Origin of the sequence: Rhodococcus sp. T7, assembly GCF_009872365.1 — a bacterium.
GTDB lineage: Bacteria > Actinomycetota > Actinomycetes > Mycobacteriales > Mycobacteriaceae > Rhodococcus_F.
On the sequence record NZ_WXYH01000276.1, the window covers coordinates 19,187 to 36,159 of the forward strand.

Consider the following 16,973-nt stretch of genomic DNA (forward strand, 5'->3'; position numbering starts at 1 on the left):
TCTATTTCGGTACCCGATCAGAGCGCCTATATACATGAGACTAGCCCTCGCGTGTGACGTGTAGATCGCCAGGCCTGCACGTGTGAGCTGTCTCACGGCTAACCGATGGGGTCACCATCGATGACGGTTCTCGCCCCGCGATTATTCCCCGCCCCGGTCTCCGCCGCATCCCACAGTCCCGAATAGTGGCCACCGGCATAGCGCAGGGTGGCGTGCGATCCCGTCTCCACCACCCGCCCCTTGTCGATGACGAGGATCACATCTGCGCGGGCCGCGGTGGCCAGCCGGTGGGCCACCACCACCGACGTGCGGGTGCGTGTCACACGGCTGCTCGCCTCGAGAACTACCTGCTCGGTGGCCGGATCGAGCGTCGCGGTCGCTTCGTCGAGCAGAAGCAGATCGGGGTCGACCAACTCGGCCCGGGCGAGCGCGATCAGCTGGCGTTGGCCCGCCGACAGGCCCTGCCCACGCTCGCCGATGGGGTGATGCATCCCACCCCGCAGTTCGGCGATCGTGCCCAGTGCTCCGACCGCGCGGGCCGCGTCCTCGATCTCCGCGCGGCTCGCATCGGGGCGGCCGTACGCGATGTTGGTGGCGACGGTCCCGGTGAACAGGTGGGCCTCCTGGGGGACGACGCCGAGCCGTCCGCGGTACTCGCCGAGTGGGTACCGGCGGAGGTCCACGTCGTCGACGAGCACCGCCCCCGACGTCGGGTCGTAGAAGCGGGCGAGCAGTTTCACGATGGTCGACTTGCCCGCACCGGTCCGGCCGACGAGTGCGACGGTGGTGCCTGCCGGGATGTGCAGGTCGATGTCGGTGAGGGCGTCGCTGTCCGCGCCCTGATAGCGGAACCCGACGTCGCTCAGGCACAGCTCTCCGCGCAGATGCCCGTCGATCGGCTGGAGATCGTCACGCGAGGTCGCCCGCTCGATGGAACTGGGTGTGCGGAGCAGGTCCCCGATCCGGAGCAGGCCCACACTGGCCTGCTGATATCCGTCGAACACCTGCGACAGCTGCTGGATGGGCCCGAACAGCAGCCCGAGGTACAGCACGAAGGCGACGAGCGTGCCGGTGGTCGTGTCGCCGCCCGCGACCTGGTGTGCACCGACGAACACCACGGCGGCCAGGGCGAGGTCCGAGAGGAACGCGATGAACGGGAAGTACAGCGAGATCGCCCGCTGCGACCGCATGCGGCTGCGCCGGTAGCTGTCGGCCCGCTCCGCGAACCGGCGGGCCGCGAATTCTTCGCGGCGGTAGGCCTGGGCGGCGCGCAGCCCGGCGACGTTCTCCTGGAAGTCGGCGTTGACGAGCGAGATCCGCTCCCGCGAGACGGTGTACGCCACCGAGGAGATCCGGCGGAAGACCAGCGTCGCGACGAGCAGCGGCGGGATGACGGCGAGCGCCACCAGCGCAAGCGTGACGTCGGTGGCGACGAGGGCGATGGAGATGCCGACGACGGTCAGCACGCTCACCACTGCTGTGGACATTCCCGTCTGGATGAACGAGGACAGCGCGTCGACGTCGGTGGTCATCCGCGTCATGATGCGGCCGGACAGTTCGCGCTCGTAGTAGTCGAGTCCGAGCCGCTGCAGGTGGGCGTAGCTGCGCACCCGCAACCCGAACAGCACCCGTTCTCCCGCCCGCGCGGTGAGTACCGTCATCAGGGCGACGACGAGCCAGCCGGCGACGACCAGCGTGACCCCCACCCCGGCGGCGGTCCAGAGCGTCGCGGCGTCCTGCGGGACGACTCCGTGGTCGATCGCGTACCGGACGATGGACGGGAACGCGATGCCCGCCAGCGCGTCGAGCGCGAGGCAGACGACGACGGCCACGAGCAGGCCCCGGACCGGCCGCAGGATCCGGGACAGCCGGAAGTCGGGTTCGGGGAGACGCAGGTTCCGGGTCTCGATGCCCGGGCTCTCGACGGCGGGCGGCAGCGCATTCACGGCGTCCCGGAGTTCGGGGGTGGCGGCCACGTTGCCGAGCGCTCCCGCCATCGGTCCGCCGCCTGCCCGGCCGCCGGGGCCCGCGCCGGGGGCCGGGGTGCGGCCGGACGAGGTGGCCGCGACGGGCCCGTCCCATTCCTCCGCGTCCTCCGGCCACAACTCGGACTCGGACGGCACCCGGTGATACGGCACGGGGTCGCTCGGCGGGGGGACGCTGACGTCGACGGGGTCTGTGTTGTCGGCGGAGGTGAACAGCGCGCGGAAGAGCGGGCATCGTTCGTCGAGTTCGGAGACCGTGCCGGAGTCGACGATCCGTCCGCCGTCGAGAACGGCGACGCGGTCGGCGAGCGACAGCGTGGAGCGGCGGTGCGCCAGTATCAGTGCCGTCCGGCCGCGGTTGGCGCGCAGGGACTCGAAGATCGACGCCTCGGTGGTGGCGTCGACGGCCGACGTGGCGTCGTCGAGGATCAAGACTCGCGGGTCGGTGAGGAGTGCGCGTGCCAGCGCGATCCGCTGCCGCTGTCCGCCCGACAAGGTGAGTCCGCGTTCGCCGACGACGGTGTCGTAGCCCTCCGGCAACGCGGAGACGAACTCGTCGGCGGCGGCCATGGCGGCGGCGGCGCGGATCTCCTCGGCGCTGGCGTCGGGCCTGCCGAGCGCGATGTTGGCCGCGATGGTGTCGGAGAAGAGGAACGGTTCGTCGAACACGAGGCCGACGGCTTCCCGTAACTGCTCGGCGCTCAGGGTCGACACGTCGAACGATTCGTCGCCGGACGTGAGCGACACCGAACCCGACGACGGCGCGTAGAAACGGGGGAGCAGCAGTGACAGCGCGGTCTTGCCGGAGCCGGCCATGCCGACCACCGCGACGGTCTCGCCGGGTGCGATCCGCAGGTCGAGTCCGCGGTGGACGTGGCGTTCCGACTCGAACCCGAACGTCACCGAGCGCAGATCCACACCCAGCGGTCCGCCGGGCAGCACGATGGGGTGCGGCGGGTCCGCGACCTCCGGTTCGGTGTCGATCACCTCGTACACGCGCTCGACGGCGGCCCGGGACAGCTGGGCCATGATCACCACCGACGACAGGGTGCGGGTGACGCCGGTCATCGTGGCAACGTATGTCGCGAAGGCGAGGAACGTGCCGATCGTGATGGTCCCGTGCAGGGCGAGGTAGCCGCCGATCGCGATGACGCCGACGAGGCCGAGTTGGGGCAGCGCCGCCATGGTCGGGGCGAAGCGCGCGTTGATCCGGGCGGCCCGCAGGCGTTCCGCGTACAGCGACCGGCTGTGGTCCTCGAGTTGGTCGACGGCCCGGCGTTCCTGGCCGAAGCCCTTGACCACGCGGACACCGGTGACGGTTTCCTCGACGTGCTGCGCGAGGTCGGCCGCCCGCTGCTGCGCGGACCAGGTGGCGGCGAACAGCTTCGGTCGCATCGTGTAGACGACGAGGCAGACCGCGGGGACGATCACCAGCGCAACGACGGTCAGCAGCGGCGACAGCCACGCCATGATCGCGAGGGCGAGGACGAACTGGAGCAGTGCGCCCGCCGACAGCGGGACCATCGCGAGCAGTCCCTGCACCAACTGGAGGTCGGTGATCGACCGGGACACCACCTGACCGGTGCGGATCTGATCCTGCCCCCGCCCGTCGAGCCGTTGCAGCGCGCCGAGCAGGCCCAGCCGCAGGTCGTGCTGGACGTCCAGGGACAGCTTGCCCGCGAGCATCCGGCGGCCGAACTGGCAGCCGAACCGCACGCACGCGAGCAGTGCGATGAGCATCGCCGCGGTGCCGATCACCTCGGTGGCGCGACCCGAGCCGGCGGCGTCGACCGCGTACTTGGTGAGGAGGGGGAACGAGATGTCGATGCCGGCGGCGATCACCGTCACGGTCAGCGCGCCGAGTGCGACGCGGCGGTGTGCCCAGCACTCACCGCTCAGCCGTCGAATCCAGCCCGGCCGTGCCTGATCCCGCTCCAGCGTCTGTTCTCGTTCGATCACCGAACCGGACGCACTCTCACTTACCACTGGGTCCACGTTAGCGCCGGGCACCGACAGGGCCGGTATCGGTGCGGCGTCAGGTGATGTCGCGCTGCCGGGTGAGCGCCCAGCCGCCCGCGACGAGGACCGCGGTCCACACGAGCAGGGCGAGGGGCGCGGTAGGCCAGAGCGTCAGCCAGTCGATCTCGTTGCCTGCGGCCGCGTTGGCGACCGTCCCGAGCGTGGCGGACACGGGGAGGATGCTGCCGACGGCGCCGATGCCGATTCCGCTGAGGATCGAGCGGAGGATCATCTCGCCGAGGGTGTACCAGACGACGAGGGTGATGCAGCTTCCGACGGACGAGCCGGTGAGCATCGAGACGCCGCCGCCGATGAGCGCCCACAGCGTCGCGCAGATCAGGGCGGCGCCGAGCATGGCGAACAGCGATCCGCGCAGTTCGAACGTGTCACCGCCGAACGTCAGCAGCAGGGCGACGCTGACCACCTCCACCACGAGGCAGTAGAAGAAGCCGAACGCCGCGGTGACGGCGAGCTTGGCGCCGATCACCCCGTCCCGGCCGCGGGCGGTGAGGAACGTGGTGGTGAGCGTCTTGTACCGGAATTCGGTGCCCACGTTGACCGCCCCGAAGAGTGCGGCGAACAGGACGACGAGGGCGACGGCGACGGCCAGCCCGAACAGGGTGGCGGCGAGGTTGGCCTCGTTCGGATCGGCCTCGAACGCGTCGGTGAACGCGCGCATCACGGGAAGGGTGATCGCGCTCGAGAACATTCCGACGATCAGCGGTGCCAGACCGAGCATCCACCAGAAGCGCAGCGTGGTGACCTTGCGGAATTCTGCGGTGAGCAGCGTTGTCATCGCGGACCTCCGGACATCGGACCCTGCTGGGGGTGTGCGGGTGGTGGGCCGTAGCCCGGTTGCGGGGCGTATCCCGGTTGTGCGGCGTAGCCGGGCGGCGGGCCGTAGCCGGGTTGCGGGGCGTATCCCGGTTGTGCGGCGTAGCCCGGCGGTGCGTACCCGGGCTGGGGAGCATACGTCGGCGGCGTGCCGTACCCCGAGGGCGCGGCGGGGCTCGCCCCGGCCACGTACTGGCCTGCGGTCATCGACAGGAAGAGCTGCTCGAGGTCGATGTGATCGCCGACGGCCCCGAAGATCGTCACCCCGGCTCCCGCGGCGACGGACTCGACGAGTTCGAGGGACGCACCGACGACGGCGAGGCGCCCGTCGGCCAGCGAGCGGGCGTCGACGATGCCCTTCGCGGCCAGGGCGGTCGCCAGCGCGGCCGGGCTCGACGACGCGACCAGCAGCCGGCTCTGCTGCGACTTGCGCAACTCCTCCATGCGCCCCTGATAGACGAGGGAGCCGCGGCTGACGATCACCAGATTGTCGACGGTCTGCTCCACCTCGCGGAGGATGTGGCTCGAGATCAGCACCGTGCGACCGGATGCGGCGAAGCCCTTCAGGAACTCGCGCAGCCACGCGATGCCCTCGGGGTCGAGTCCGTTGGCGGGTTCGTCGAGGATCAGGATCCGCGGATCACCGAGCAGCGCCGTCGCCAGCGACAGCCGCTGCCGCATGCCGAGGGAGAAGCCGCCGGCCTTGCGCCCCGCGACGTCCTCGAGCCCGACGAGTGCGAGCACCTGGCGTGTGCGGGCGTCCGGAACGCGGATCGCGGATGCGTACACCTTCAGGTGGTCGAGTGCCGTCCGGTTGGGGTGCAGGCTCTGCGAGTCGAGGACGGCGCCGACCGTGCGAGCGGGATCCGCGAGGGAGCGGATCGGGACCCCGGCGACCGTGGAGGTGCCGGACGTCGGCTTCACGAGACCGAGGATCATCCGCAGCGTCGTGGTCTTGCCCGAGCCGTTGGGCCCGAGGAATCCGGTGATCGATCCCTGCGGCACGGTGAAGGCGAGGTCTGTGACCGCGTCGACGTTCTTGAAGCGCTTGGACAGCCCCCGCACCTCGATCGGCGCCGCGAAACTTCCCGGGATTGCTGTGGTCAACCCGTCCTCCCCTGCCACAATCGAATGGAACTGTTTCGACCCTACTGGGCTGCCGTGCCGAGATTCACCAACTGACGTACAGGCGTCGTGACGGCGCTTGCTGACACCAATCGATTGGGGACGCACATGAGCAAGCACCATCATCATCACCATCGCGACGTCATCTCTCCCGCGTACACCGGGCGCCTGTCGATCGACCCGTTCCCGGCGTTGCGGTTGCCGGACGACGAGACCGATCCCGAGGCCGCGTACCGGTTCATCCACGACGAGTTGATGCTGGACGGCAGTTCCCGGTTGAACCTGGCCACGTTCGTCACCACGTGGATGGATCCCGAGGCCGACAAATTGATGGCCGAGACGTTCGACAAGAACATGATCGACAAGGACGAGTACCCCGCGACGGCGGCAATCGAGGCGCGCTGCGTGTCGATGGTGGCCGATCTGTTCCACGCCCCCGACCTGTCGACCACCGACCCGGCCAGCGCCACCGGCGTCTCGACGATCGGTTCCAGCGAGGCGGTGATGCTCGGTGGTCTTGCGCTCAAGTGGCGGTGGCGGGCGAAGCAGGAGGCGGCCGGGAAGGACACGGCCCGGCCGAATCTGGTGCTCGGCAGCAACGTTCAGGTGGTGTGGGAGAAGTTCTGCCGGTACTTCGACGTCGAGCCCAAGTACCTGCCGATGGAGAAGGGCCGTTACGTCATCACGCCGGAGCAGGTGCGCGACGCGGTCGACGAGAACACCATCGGTGCGATCGTGATCGTGGGCACCACCTACACCGGGGAACTCGAGCCGGTGGCGGAGATCGCGGCAGCTCTCGACGCGCTCGCCGCGTCCGGCGGCCCGGACGTCCCGATCCACGTGGACGCGGCGAGCGGTGGCTTCGTCGTCCCCTTCCTGCAACCGGAGTTGTTGTGGGACTTCCGGGTTCCGCGCGTCGCCTCGATCAACGTGAGTGGTCACAAGTACGGGCTGACGTATCCGGGGATCGGGTTCGTGGTGTGGCGTGAGCGTGAGTACCTTCCCGAGGGATTGGTGTTCCGGGTCAACTACCTGGGCGGCGACATGCCGACGTTCACCCTCAACTTCTCGCGGCCCGGCAATCAGGTGGTGGGCCAGTACTACAACTTCCTGCGGCTCGGCCGGGCCGGCTACCGGTCGATCATGGAGACGCTGCGCGACACCGCGGTCCGCGTCGGCAAACGCATCGCCGATCTCGAACACTTCACCCTCATCACGGACGGAACCGATATACCGGTGCTGGCGTTCGAACTGGTCGGTGATCCCGGGTTCACGGTCTTCGACGTGTCACACGAGATGCGGGCGCGGGGCTGGCAGGTGCCCGCGTACACGATGCCCGCCGACGCGGAGGACGTGGCGGTTCTGCGCATCGTCGTGCGCGAGGGCTTCAGCGCCGACCTGGGGACCCTCGTCGCCGAGGCAATCGAGGAAGTGTGCGCCGAACTCGCCGAGAAGGGCGGCGGGCATTCGACGGAACAGCACTTCGCGCACTAGGTCACGCTTCGACCGCGCGGAGCTCGTCCGGCCAGCGGGCCGGGGCGGGACCGAACGCCTCGCGCGAGTTCTTGATGACGCCCTTGCCGATGGCCCGGTTGCCGGCGCCGCCGATGGCGGCGCCGATGCCCGCGGGCACCAGTTTGCCGAGGATCAGCGCGCTCCGGCGGGCGGCGTACTTGGTGATGAACTTGCGCACCAGCGTGCTGTTCATGCCCTTCATCGTGGGGCCGGGGATGCGGCTGGTGATGGCGCTCGCCCAGTTCTTCGCCGTCACGCCCGTCGCCTTCTGGACGATTTCCATGCCCGATTCGCCGAGGGCCACCGAGAGGACCAGTGCGCGCCGCTGCTGGTGATCGGCGGCGGAGATGCCGTGCACCGACGCGACGGCGAGCGTGAGCAGCGCCGCCGCCTCCAGGAAGAACGCCGATTCGGCGCCCACGGCCGCGATGGAGGCGACGGTTCCGACACCGGGAATGGCGGCAGTGGCGCCGACAGCGCTGCCGCTGCCCGTCACGCCCAGCAGGAACATCTTCTCCATGCGTTCGACGATCTGCGCGGGCGACTCACCGGGGTGCGAGCGCCGGACCCATTCGACGTACTTGGCCACCGCGGGCGCCTGGAGTCGGCTTCCGTTGTCGAGGACCGAGACCAGTACCTTCTCCACCGGTCCACCATTGCCAGCCATCGGGCCTCCCGTCTCGCCTAGTGCTTCGAGTGTGCTGGCACCGACTGTAGGTGAGCGAACGCCGTGACCGTTGTCGGCACCGTTGCCTAGGCTGGTGTCGTGAGCGTCGCCGGCAGCGATACCGCGGTGTCGTCCGGGGCCTTCCGGCGCCCGGCGGCGCCGCTGCGCGCGCTGGTCACGGGGTACGACGGCTACCGGCTGGCCGGGTACGAGCCCGGCATCCACCTCGGTCTGCCCTCGCCCTGCCTGACGGTGATCGTGACCATCGGCGAGCCCCTCGACATCGCCGTGCAGGCGGCTCCCGGCCAGGCGCCCGGCCGGTACGACACTCTGGCCGGCGGCATCGCGACGGCACCGGTGACGATTCGGCACGACGGCAACCAGCACGGCGTCCAGTTGGCCCTCAGCCCGCTCGGCGCCCGGGCGCTGCTGGGCGTGCCCACCGCCGCGCTCGGCGCATGGGTCGTCGGTCTCGAGGACCTGCTCGGTCCCGATGCGGGGGAGTTGACGGAACGGCTGTCCCTCGAACCCGGCTGGGACGGGCGGTTCGCGATCCTCGACGAGATCCTCACGCGCCGCGCCGAGCCTGCGGAGATCGACCCGCATCTCACCCGTGCCTGGCACCTGCTCGTCGCCGGCGGCGGCGTCCGGGTCGCCGACGTCGCGCACGAGGTCGGCTGGAGCAGAAGGCATCTGGTGAACAGGTTCGTCGCGGAGTACGGCGTGACGCCGAAGGATGTGGTGCGGTTGTCCCGCTTCGATCGTTCGCACCGGATGCTCAAAGGCGCCGCCGGGGCGACCCTCGCCGACGTGTCCGCGGTGTGCGGCTACTACGACCAGGCGCACATGGCGCGGGACTGGCGCGACCTCGCGGGCGTCCCGCCGTCGCGGTGGCGGGAGATCGACCCCTTCTCATTCGTCCAAGACCCCGACCCCGAAGACGGAGCACGGTGATGTCATGACTACTTCGACGCAAACCACATGTGTGTGGCCCACGCTCGTCTACCGCGACGCGCGGGCTGCGATCCGCTTCCTCGTGGAGGCCTTCGGGTTCGACGAGAAGGCGGTGTACGGGGACGGGGACCGGGTCGATCACGCCGAACTCGGCTGGCCGAAGGGCGGCGGCATCATGCTCGGCTCACCCCGCGAGGACTCGGTCATCAGCGACCTGCCGCCGGGGACGGGATCGGTGTACCTCGTCGTCGACGACCCCGATGCGCTCCACGAGCGCGCCGTGGCCGCCGGTGCCACGATCGTCGCCGGGCTGAAGGACGAGGACTACGGCTCGCGCGGATTCACCTGCCGCGACCCTGAGGGCGTGTTCTGGAGTTTCGGCACATACGCCGGCACCTAGATCCGCCCGATCACGCGCCGTGCCCGGCCGGGATCGCCTCGCCGGGCTTCGGCGGAGGCGGCGGGGTGCCGTCCCCGAACGGCTTGCCGCCCAGCCCTTCACGGCCGTGCGGTGTGAGCCAGCCGGACAGGTCGGGCCCCTTCGGCACGATCTGCGTGGGATTGATGTCGGTGTGCACGATGTAGTAGTGCTGCTTGATCTGGATGAAGTCGATGGTGTCGCCGAACCCGGGCGTCTGGAAGAGATCGCGCGCATAGCTCCACAGGACGGGCATCTCGTCGAGTTTGTTCCGGTTGCACTTGAAGTGCCCGTGATAGACGGCGTCGAACCGCGCCAGGGTGGTGAACAGCCGCACGTCGGCCTCGGTAATGGTGTCACCGACGAGGTACCTGCGGTCGGTCAGCCGCTCCTCGAGCCAGTCGAGACGGGCGAACAGGCGGTCGTAGGCGGACTCGTACGCGTCCTGGGATCCGGCGAAACCGCACCGGTACACACCGTTGTTCACGTCGCGGAACACGAGATCGGCGACCTCGTCGATCTCGTCGCGCAGCGGTTCGGGATAGAGGTCGGGCGCGCCGTCGCGGTGGTACCGCGTCCATTCCGAGGACAAGTCGAGGGTGATCCGGGGGTAGTCGTTGGTGACCACCTGCCCGGTGGGGGCGTCGACGATCGCAGGCACGGTGATGCCCCGCGAATAGTCGGGGAAGCGCGCGAAGTACGCGTCCTGCAGGCGCGGGATCTTCAGCACGGGGTCGAGCCCGCCCGGGTCGAGATCGAAGGTCCAGCTGCGCTTGTCGTGGGTGGGGCCGCACAGCCCCATCGACAACACGTCCTCGAGCCCGAGCAGTCGCCGGACGATGATCGCGCGGTTGGCCCAGGGGCAGGCGCGGGCGGCCACGAGACGGTAGCGGCCGGGTTCGACGGGGTAGCCGTCGCGGCCGTCGGCCGTGATGCGGGTGGGGATGTAGTGGGTGTCGCGTGTGAACTCGGCGCCGGATTCGACGTAGGCGCCTTCCGTGCCGTGCGGTTCTGCCGTTCGATCTGTCATGGTCGACTCGTTCCCCGTCTTTCGCTGTCGTCTCAGAGCGTACGTCGCGAGATCGTGACCTCGGCGTACGTTCCCAGTTCCCGGTACCCGGCGCGGGCGGCGAGCGCGCGCGCGGCCGGATTGTCGCGCGGTGAACGGCATTGGGCGATCAGGCCGGCGTCGAGTGCGTCGTCGGTGGCGATCCCGGCGACCGTCGCGCCCAGTCCCCGGCGCCGGAACTCCGGTGCCGTGAGCACCCCGACGTCGGCGAGGAATCCCTGGAACTCGGTGTAACCGGCGCACCCGACCGGTTGCTGCGCGTCGCCGAGAATCGTGAACCACCGTTCGCGCTCTGCCACCCGGGCCTCGGCGACGTCGTCCGGGGGACAGGCCGCCTCGACCTGCCGGACGTGGTCACGTTCGTGCGAGACGAGGGGTGGCGGGCCGGTCACCGGATCCTGGTAGTCGGTGCCGTACGCGAGCACCACCGGGCCGGCGCACCGTCCGGACCGGTCCTGGGTGAGGGCGAGCAGCGTCGCGGATTCCGTCAGTTCCTCCGCCGTGTGCCCGTCGGCGCGCTCGATCGCCCACCGCGGTCCGATGAGCGCGGACGTCTCGCCCAGACGCAGGAATCGGATCGTGTCGGTCTCGTCGTCCACCCGGACCGCGCGGTCGTCGGCGTCCGGGCGGGTGGCCAGTGCGTCGTCGGGCAATCCCAGTTCGCGTGACCAGGCGAGTCGAATGATGTCGAGGTGATGGGAGTCCACGGGGCCCACGGTAGCCGCTTGTTCCGCGAAAGCCCGGACGGTATATTCCACGTGGAGTATTCGACTCGGAGTAGTGGAAAGGTGGTGACCATGGCACTCACGCCGCTCGGCGTCACCATCCTCGGCCTGCTGTGTGAGCGCACGATGCACCCGTACGAGATGTATCAACTCGCCGACGCCCGTCGTGGACGCGTAGTGAAGATCCGGCCGGGGTCGCTGTACCACACCGTGAGCAGGCTCGAAGGTGAAGGACTGGTGCGCACCACCGGCACCGACCGGGCGGGAAACCGGCCCGAACGCACCATGTACGAGGTCACCGACGCGGGCCGGGAAGCCCTCGTCCACCGGGTGAGCGACATGCTCGCCACCCCGGTGCCCGAGTACCCGCAGTTCCCGCTCGCACTGGCCGAGGCGCACAACGTCGACGCGCACACGGTGGTGGAACTGCTCCGGGAACGGCTCGATCACCTCGCCCGCGAGATCGACGAACTCGACACCGCCGCCGCGCTCGCCTGCTCCACCGAGATCCCCAGGATCTTCCTCCTCGGCAACGAATACCTCGTCACCGTCGCCCGTGCGGAGCGCGAATGGCTCAGGGCCCTGGTGGCCGACATCGACTCCGGCGCCCTGCCGTGGCTCTCGCCGGAACTCGTCGAACGACTGACACACTCACGCCGGATCCCATCCGGTTCAGCAAAGGATTGATGATGGACACCGAGCGCACCGCACCACCCGAGCACCGAAATCCCTGGCCCGCGTTGTGGGCCCTCGTCATCGGCTTCTTCATGATCCTCGTCGACAGCACCATCGTCGCGGTGGCCAACCCGGCGATCATGAACGACCTGCACACCGACATCAACAAGGTCGTCTGGGTCACCAGCGCCTACCTGCTGGCGTACGCGGTGCCGCTGCTGGTCACCGGCCGCCTCGGTGACCGCTTCGGCCCCAAGAACATCTACCTGATCGGGCTCGTCCTGTTCACCGGGGCGTCGCTGTGGTGCGGACTGTCCGGCACCATCACCATGCTCATCGTCGCGCGCGTGTTCCAGGGACTCGGCGCCGCACTGATGACGCCGCAGACGATGGCCGTCATCACCCGGACGTTCCCGCCGGACCGCCGCGGCACCGCGATGGGTCTGTGGGGCGCCGTCGCGGGTGTCGCCACGCTGGTGGGACCACTCGCCGGCGGCGTGCTCGTCGACAACCTCGGCTGGGAGTGGATCTTCATCGTCAATGTCCCCGTCGGCGTGATCGCGTTCGTGCTGGCCTGGCGGCTGGTGCCTGCGCTGGAGACCCACGAGCACAAGTTCGACATCCCCGGGGTCGTGCTCAGCGCGCTCGGCATGTTCTTCCTCGTGTTCGGAATCCAGGAAGGCAGTTCCTACGACTGGTCGGCGACGGTGCTCGCGTCGATCGCCGCAGGCCTCGTCCTGCTCGGCGTCTTCGTCTGGTACCAGTCCTGGAACAAGAACGAGCCGCTGCTGCCGCTGGGCCTGTTCAAGGACCGTAACTTCTCGCTCGCCAACGTCGCGATCACGTCGATGGGATTCGCGATCACCGCGATGGTCCTGCCGCTGATGTTCTACACGCAGGCGGTGCGCGGTCTGTCGCCCACCCGGTCGGCGCTGCTGCTCGTGCCGATGGCCGTCCTCACCGGTGTGTTCGCCCCGTTCATCGGCAAACTCGTCGACCGCACCCACCCGCGGTACATCGCGGGCGCCGGGTTCCTGCTGTTCTCGATCGCGCTCGGCTGGCTGTCCATGGTGATGTCGCCCGACGTGGCGATCTGGGAATTGCTGCTGCCGATCGGGCTGATCGGTCTCGCCAACGCGTGCATCTGGTCGCCGCTCGCGGCCACGGCCACCCACAACCTGCCGCCCCATCAGGCGGGCGCCGGGGCAGGCGTCTACAACACGACCCGCCAGGTCGGCGCCGTCCTCGGTAGCGCCGCGATCGGTGCGCTCATCACGGCCCGCCTGTCCGCGCAGGGGCTGAACGCCGACAGCCAGGAGGCCGGCGTCGGCGAGATGCCCGAGTTCGTGAAGGAACCGTTCGCCACGGCGATGTCGCAGTCGATCTGGCTGCCCGCCGCGATCCTGCTGATCGGTTTCGTCGCCTCCGTCTGCTTTGCGCGACCGTCGCGTGAGAAGGAGCCCGGGGTCAGCGCGGAGGACGCAGCCAGTCGGGAAACATCACTGCGGGGTTGAGGTAGTCGTCGGGGTCGAACGCCCGCTTGATCGTCCACATCGCGGCGATGTCCTCGCGGCTGAGGGCGAGGTCCAGGTAGTTGCGCTTGTGTGCGCCGACGCCGTGTTCGGACGCGATGTTGCCGCCGTGGTCGCGGATCAGTTCCGTCACCGCCCGGTACAGCACGGACTCGTCGGGGCAGCGCAGCACGTTGAGGTGGACGTTGCCGTCGGCGACGTGCCCGAAAAGTATCGGGATCGCGTCGGGTGCCCGGTTCGCCACCAGCGCGACGGCGTCGGCGACGAACGCGGCGAGAGCGTCCAACGGGACGGCGGCGTCGAATTTCAGCGGCGGGCCGAACAGCCCGACCACGTCCGCGAACGCGTCGCGCGCCGCCCACACCCGGGCGCGGCCTGCGAGATCGATCCCGACGGCGGGTTCGTCGTCGGGATCGCACCGCTCCAGCGCGTCGGCGAGGTCGACGGTGAGATCGCGGTGCCCGGCCAGTTCCACAAGGAGGTACCACGGCAGTCCCGTCGGAACCGCGAAGCCGAGCCGCGACGAGGCCAGGTCGAGCCCGCGGCCGTCGAGCATCTCCACGGCGTCGACGCCGTCGAGCCGCCGGACGACGTGCGCCGCGTCGATCAGCCCGGACAGGTGCGCGAACCCGGCGAGGGCGGTCACACGGAAGTCCGGAACCGGGTGGAGCGCCAGATCGACGGCCGTGACCACACCGAGGGTGCCCTCGCTCCCCACCCACAGCGCGGGCAGGTCGTATCCGCAGTTCTCGGCGCCCACCCGCATGCTGCGCCGCACGATCGCCCCGTCGGGGAGCACCACTTCCAGGCCCAGCACCTGCGCGGACATGTGGCCGTACCGCACGGTGTGCAGCCCGCCGGCGTTGGTCGACACCATGCCGCCGATCGTCGCGGAATCCCGGGACGCGAGGTCGACGCCGAACAGCAGTCCGGCGCCGGACGCGGCGCGGCCTACCGCGGCGAGGGTGACGCCGGCGCCGACAGTGACGCGCAGGTTCTCGCGGTCGACGGCACCGACCGCGGTCAGCCGTTCCGTCGACAGCAGCACGTCGTCGTGCTCGGGAACCGTGCCCGCCTCGAGTCCGGTGCGGCCGCCCTGCACCGTGACCTTCATTCCGGTGCGGCGGCAGATGCCCAGCACGGCCGAGACTTCCGCGGCGTCCGCGGGCCGGACCAGTGCGCTCGCCCGCCCGCGGTAGCGTCCCGTGTGGTCCGTCGCGCGGGCGGCGAGCACGTCCGCGTCCACGGTGACGAACCGTTCGCCGACGACCTCGGCCAGCGCCGCACACAGCGAGTCCACACTCCGATCGTAGGCGGACCCCGTGTGGCAGTCTGGCCGCATGACTGAGCCTGCCGCCGCACATCCCACCCGACTCGAGCGTGTCCGCACCGACGCCGGCGCCGAGATCGCGATCCTGACGTTCGCCCACGGCCCCCTGAACCTCTTCGATCAGACGATGTTCGACGCCGTGCAGGCCGACGTCGCGGCGCTCGCCGAGGATCCGCCGCGGGCGGTGCTGCTGCGCGCCGAGGGCAAGGTGGTGTCGGCGGGCGTGGACGTCCACGTGTTCGACGGGCTCACCGCGGAGCAGGGCGCGGACCTGTGGCAGGAGTTGTTCGCCGAGATCTGCCATCCGCTGGAGGCGCTGCCGTGCCCCGTCGTGTACGCGGCGCACGGGCTGACGCTGACCGCCGCCTTCGAGATCGCGCTCGCCTGCGACATCATCCTCGCCGCACCGAGGGCGAAGTTCGGACTGGTCGAGACGGTCGTGGGGCTGACCCCGTCGATGGGCGGTCCGCAGCGGCTGGCCGAGCGGGCAGGATCCGGCCGCGCCCGGGAACTGGTGATGACCGGCGATCTGTACGACGCCGCGACGCTGCACGGCTGGGGTGTGGTCAACGCCGTCCACGAGGACGTCGACACCGAGGCCCGCGCGCTCACCGCACGCCTGGCGGATGGTCCGACGCGTGCACACGACGCCACGAAGCAGATCATCTCCGCGTGGCGATCGGGTGGCGTCGCGCACGCCGACTCGGTCACGCCCGAGGTGTCGGGTGCGCTGTTCGAGACCGAGGACCTCCGGGGTGCGGTCCGCAGCTTCCTCGACGTGGGACCGGGCAAGGCGACGTACCGCGGGCGGTAGGCGTCGGCGATCCGCTCCCCGCTACTGTGACGGGCGTCATATAGTCGTGGCAAACGTCCCGGTCGCGCAGCAGTGTCGTCAGCGGAGGTGCAGATGCCGTCGTCCCTCGTCGAGTACCGGAGTAGTGGTCCGTTCTTCCACGACGATCGCGTGGTCCGCGGTCGTGACGGACTGCTCCGGTACGGCGGCCTCAACCCGTCGCTCACCGAACTGCTCGACATCTCCGTGCACCGCTACGCGGGCCGGATCGCCGTCGAGGAGGACGGCGGCCGGTCGCTCACGTTCTCGCAACTGTGGACATCCGCGGCCCGGGTGGCGGGCGGGCTGAAGTCGAAGGGCGTCGAGATCGGCGACCGCGTCGCGGTCCGGCAGCCCGTGGGCGTCCGCTGGGTGGAGGCGTTCCTCGGGGTGCTGCTCGCCGGCGGCGTGCCGGTCGGGGTGAGCCCGGCGCTCGACGACGCGCGGACCGGTCAGGTGCTCGCCGACAGCCAGTCGGTACTGACCCTCGACGGCGAACTGCCGGAGGGTATCTCGTTCATCGACGATGGCGCCAGCCCGGACGAGCTGGTGCTGCTGTCGTACACGCCGGGCCCGTCGGAGTCCCCGAAGGGGGTGGAGCTGAGCAACGAGAACGTGCTCTCGACCATCGAATCCGTGCTCCACGCGCGTGGGTTCAGCTCCGAGGGACTGCGGAATCTCCTCGTCGAACCCGAACTGCACACCGTCGGATCGCTCGTCGAACTGCTGTCGACGCTGGTGGTGGGCGGAACGGTCCTGCTGACGGGGAGCACCGACGCGGCGTCGTGGCGCGGTACGGGAGCCGACGTGCTCACCGCGGCGCCCGCAGTGCTCCTGCGCGCCGTCGAGAGTTCGCGGGTGACGAGTTTCGGCCGGCGCGCGGTGCGCTGGATCGACTACAGCGGCTCGGGTCTGTCCCTCGACCAGTCGCAACTCCTCCGGCGAACGTTCCCCGAGGCCAGACACTTCCTCGGGTGGGGCATGACCGAGACGTGCGGGGCCGGGCTGGCGTTGCCCGACGAGTGCGCTCTGACACACGCGGGCAGTGTCGGCGTCGCGTTCGGCGGGATGGAGGTGGCGCTCCTCGGGCCGGACGCCGGCCGCGGTGTCGGCGAATTGCTGTGTCGCGGTCCGGGAGTCAGTCGCGGCTACTGGAACCGGCCCGAGGTGACCGCGAAGACGTTCACCGGTGGCTGGTTTCACACCGGCGACACCGCGAATATCGACGGCGACGGCTTCGTCCGTATCGTCGACCGCGACACCGCTGCCTAGGTGGTGCGAAAGGCAGGTATC

General features: G+C 69.8%; 14 protein-coding genes. 7 read left to right on the top strand and 7 right to left on the bottom strand.

Annotation, left to right across the window (positions count from 1 at the left end; genetic code table 11):
- Positions 1–98 precede the first annotated feature (98 nt).
- Genes MLGJGCBP_RS22985 through MLGJGCBP_RS22995 form a run of 3 tightly spaced genes read right to left on the bottom strand, consistent with a single transcriptional unit; the run spans position 99 to position 5,945 of the window.
- The gene (locus tag MLGJGCBP_RS22985; protein WP_160098260.1) at positions 99–3,971 is read right to left on the bottom strand and encodes an ABC transporter ATP-binding protein; all 3,873 of its coding nucleotides are present in this window, start codon (positions 3,969–3,971) and stop codon (positions 99–101) included.
- 49 nt (positions 3,972–4,020) lie between these two features.
- Positions 4,021–4,800 carry an ABC transporter permease gene (locus tag MLGJGCBP_RS22990; RefSeq protein ID WP_160098262.1) on the bottom strand — a complete coding sequence of 260 codons (780 nt, stop codon included), beginning with the start codon at positions 4,798–4,800 and terminating at the stop codon, positions 4,021–4,023.
- Positions 4,797–5,945 carry an ABC transporter ATP-binding protein gene (locus tag MLGJGCBP_RS22995; RefSeq protein WP_160098264.1) on the bottom strand — a complete coding sequence of 383 codons (1,149 nt, stop codon included), beginning with the start codon at positions 5,943–5,945 and terminating at the stop codon, positions 4,797–4,799. Before MLGJGCBP_RS22995 ends, MLGJGCBP_RS22990 begins: the two co-directional genes overlap by 4 nt.
- A gap of 126 nt (positions 5,946–6,071) precedes the next feature.
- Between MLGJGCBP_RS22995 and MLGJGCBP_RS23000 the strand changes: the two genes are divergently transcribed.
- A complete protein-coding gene (locus MLGJGCBP_RS23000) occupies positions 6,072–7,457 on the top strand; it encodes a glutamate decarboxylase (RefSeq protein WP_160098266.1) in 1,386 nt (461 codons plus the stop codon).
- A gap of 1 nt (position 7,458) precedes the next feature.
- On the opposite strand, the gene MLGJGCBP_RS23005 is transcribed toward MLGJGCBP_RS23000, so the two are convergent.
- Positions 7,459–8,145, bottom strand: a complete 687-nt coding sequence (locus MLGJGCBP_RS23005; RefSeq protein ID WP_087558963.1) for a hypothetical protein — start codon at positions 8,143–8,145, stop codon at positions 7,459–7,461.
- A gap of 99 nt (positions 8,146–8,244) precedes the next feature.
- Here MLGJGCBP_RS23005 and MLGJGCBP_RS23010 point away from each other — a divergent pair, with 99 nt between their 5' ends.
- Positions 8,245–9,099, top strand: coding sequence for a helix-turn-helix domain-containing protein (locus tag MLGJGCBP_RS23010; RefSeq protein WP_160098268.1), 855 nt, complete (start codon positions 8,245–8,247; stop codon positions 9,097–9,099).
- A gap of 4 nt (positions 9,100–9,103) precedes the next feature.
- Entirely contained in the window at positions 9,104–9,499 is a 396-nt protein-coding gene (locus MLGJGCBP_RS23015; protein ID WP_160098270.1) for a VOC family protein, read from the top strand.
- Between the two features lie 10 nt (positions 9,500–9,509).
- Here the strand turns inward: MLGJGCBP_RS23015 and MLGJGCBP_RS23020 are convergent, their stop codons facing one another.
- Complete coding sequence (locus MLGJGCBP_RS23020) at positions 9,510–10,547, bottom strand: glutathione S-transferase family protein (RefSeq protein WP_160098272.1); 1,038 nt, start codon at positions 10,545–10,547, stop codon at positions 9,510–9,512.
- 32 nt (positions 10,548–10,579) lie between these two features.
- Positions 10,580–11,302, bottom strand: coding sequence for a GNAT family N-acetyltransferase (locus tag MLGJGCBP_RS23025; protein WP_160098274.1), 723 nt, complete (start codon positions 11,300–11,302; stop codon positions 10,580–10,582).
- Between the two features lie 81 nt (positions 11,303–11,383).
- Between MLGJGCBP_RS23025 and MLGJGCBP_RS23030 the strand changes: the two genes are divergently transcribed.
- Both MLGJGCBP_RS23030 and MLGJGCBP_RS23035 read left to right on the top strand, forming a co-directional pair.
- Positions 11,384–11,998, top strand: coding sequence for a PadR family transcriptional regulator (locus tag MLGJGCBP_RS23030; protein ID WP_160098276.1), 615 nt, complete (start codon positions 11,384–11,386; stop codon positions 11,996–11,998).
- Positions 11,999–12,000: 2 nt separating this feature from the next.
- Entirely contained in the window at positions 12,001–13,500 is a 1,500-nt protein-coding gene (locus tag MLGJGCBP_RS23035; RefSeq protein WP_160098278.1) for an MFS transporter, read from the top strand.
- Here MLGJGCBP_RS23035 and MLGJGCBP_RS23040 read toward each other — a convergent pair.
- Complete coding sequence (locus MLGJGCBP_RS23040; RefSeq protein WP_160098280.1) at positions 13,454–14,818, bottom strand: FAD-binding oxidoreductase; 1,365 nt, start codon at positions 14,816–14,818, stop codon at positions 13,454–13,456. The genes MLGJGCBP_RS23035 and MLGJGCBP_RS23040 overlap by 47 nt on opposite strands.
- A 40-nt stretch (positions 14,819–14,858) precedes the next feature.
- Here MLGJGCBP_RS23040 and MLGJGCBP_RS23045 point away from each other — a divergent pair, with 40 nt between their 5' ends.
- Positions 14,859–15,662 (top strand): enoyl-CoA hydratase/isomerase family protein, encoded by an 804-nt coding sequence (locus MLGJGCBP_RS23045; protein WP_160098282.1) that lies wholly within the window; start codon positions 14,859–14,861, stop codon positions 15,660–15,662.
- Positions 15,663–15,755: 93 nt separating this feature from the next.
- Positions 15,756–16,952 carry a class I adenylate-forming enzyme family protein gene (locus MLGJGCBP_RS23050; protein ID WP_160098284.1) on the top strand — a complete coding sequence of 399 codons (1,197 nt, stop codon included), beginning with the start codon at positions 15,756–15,758 and terminating at the stop codon, positions 16,950–16,952.
- Positions 16,953–16,973: the final 21 nt, after the last annotated feature.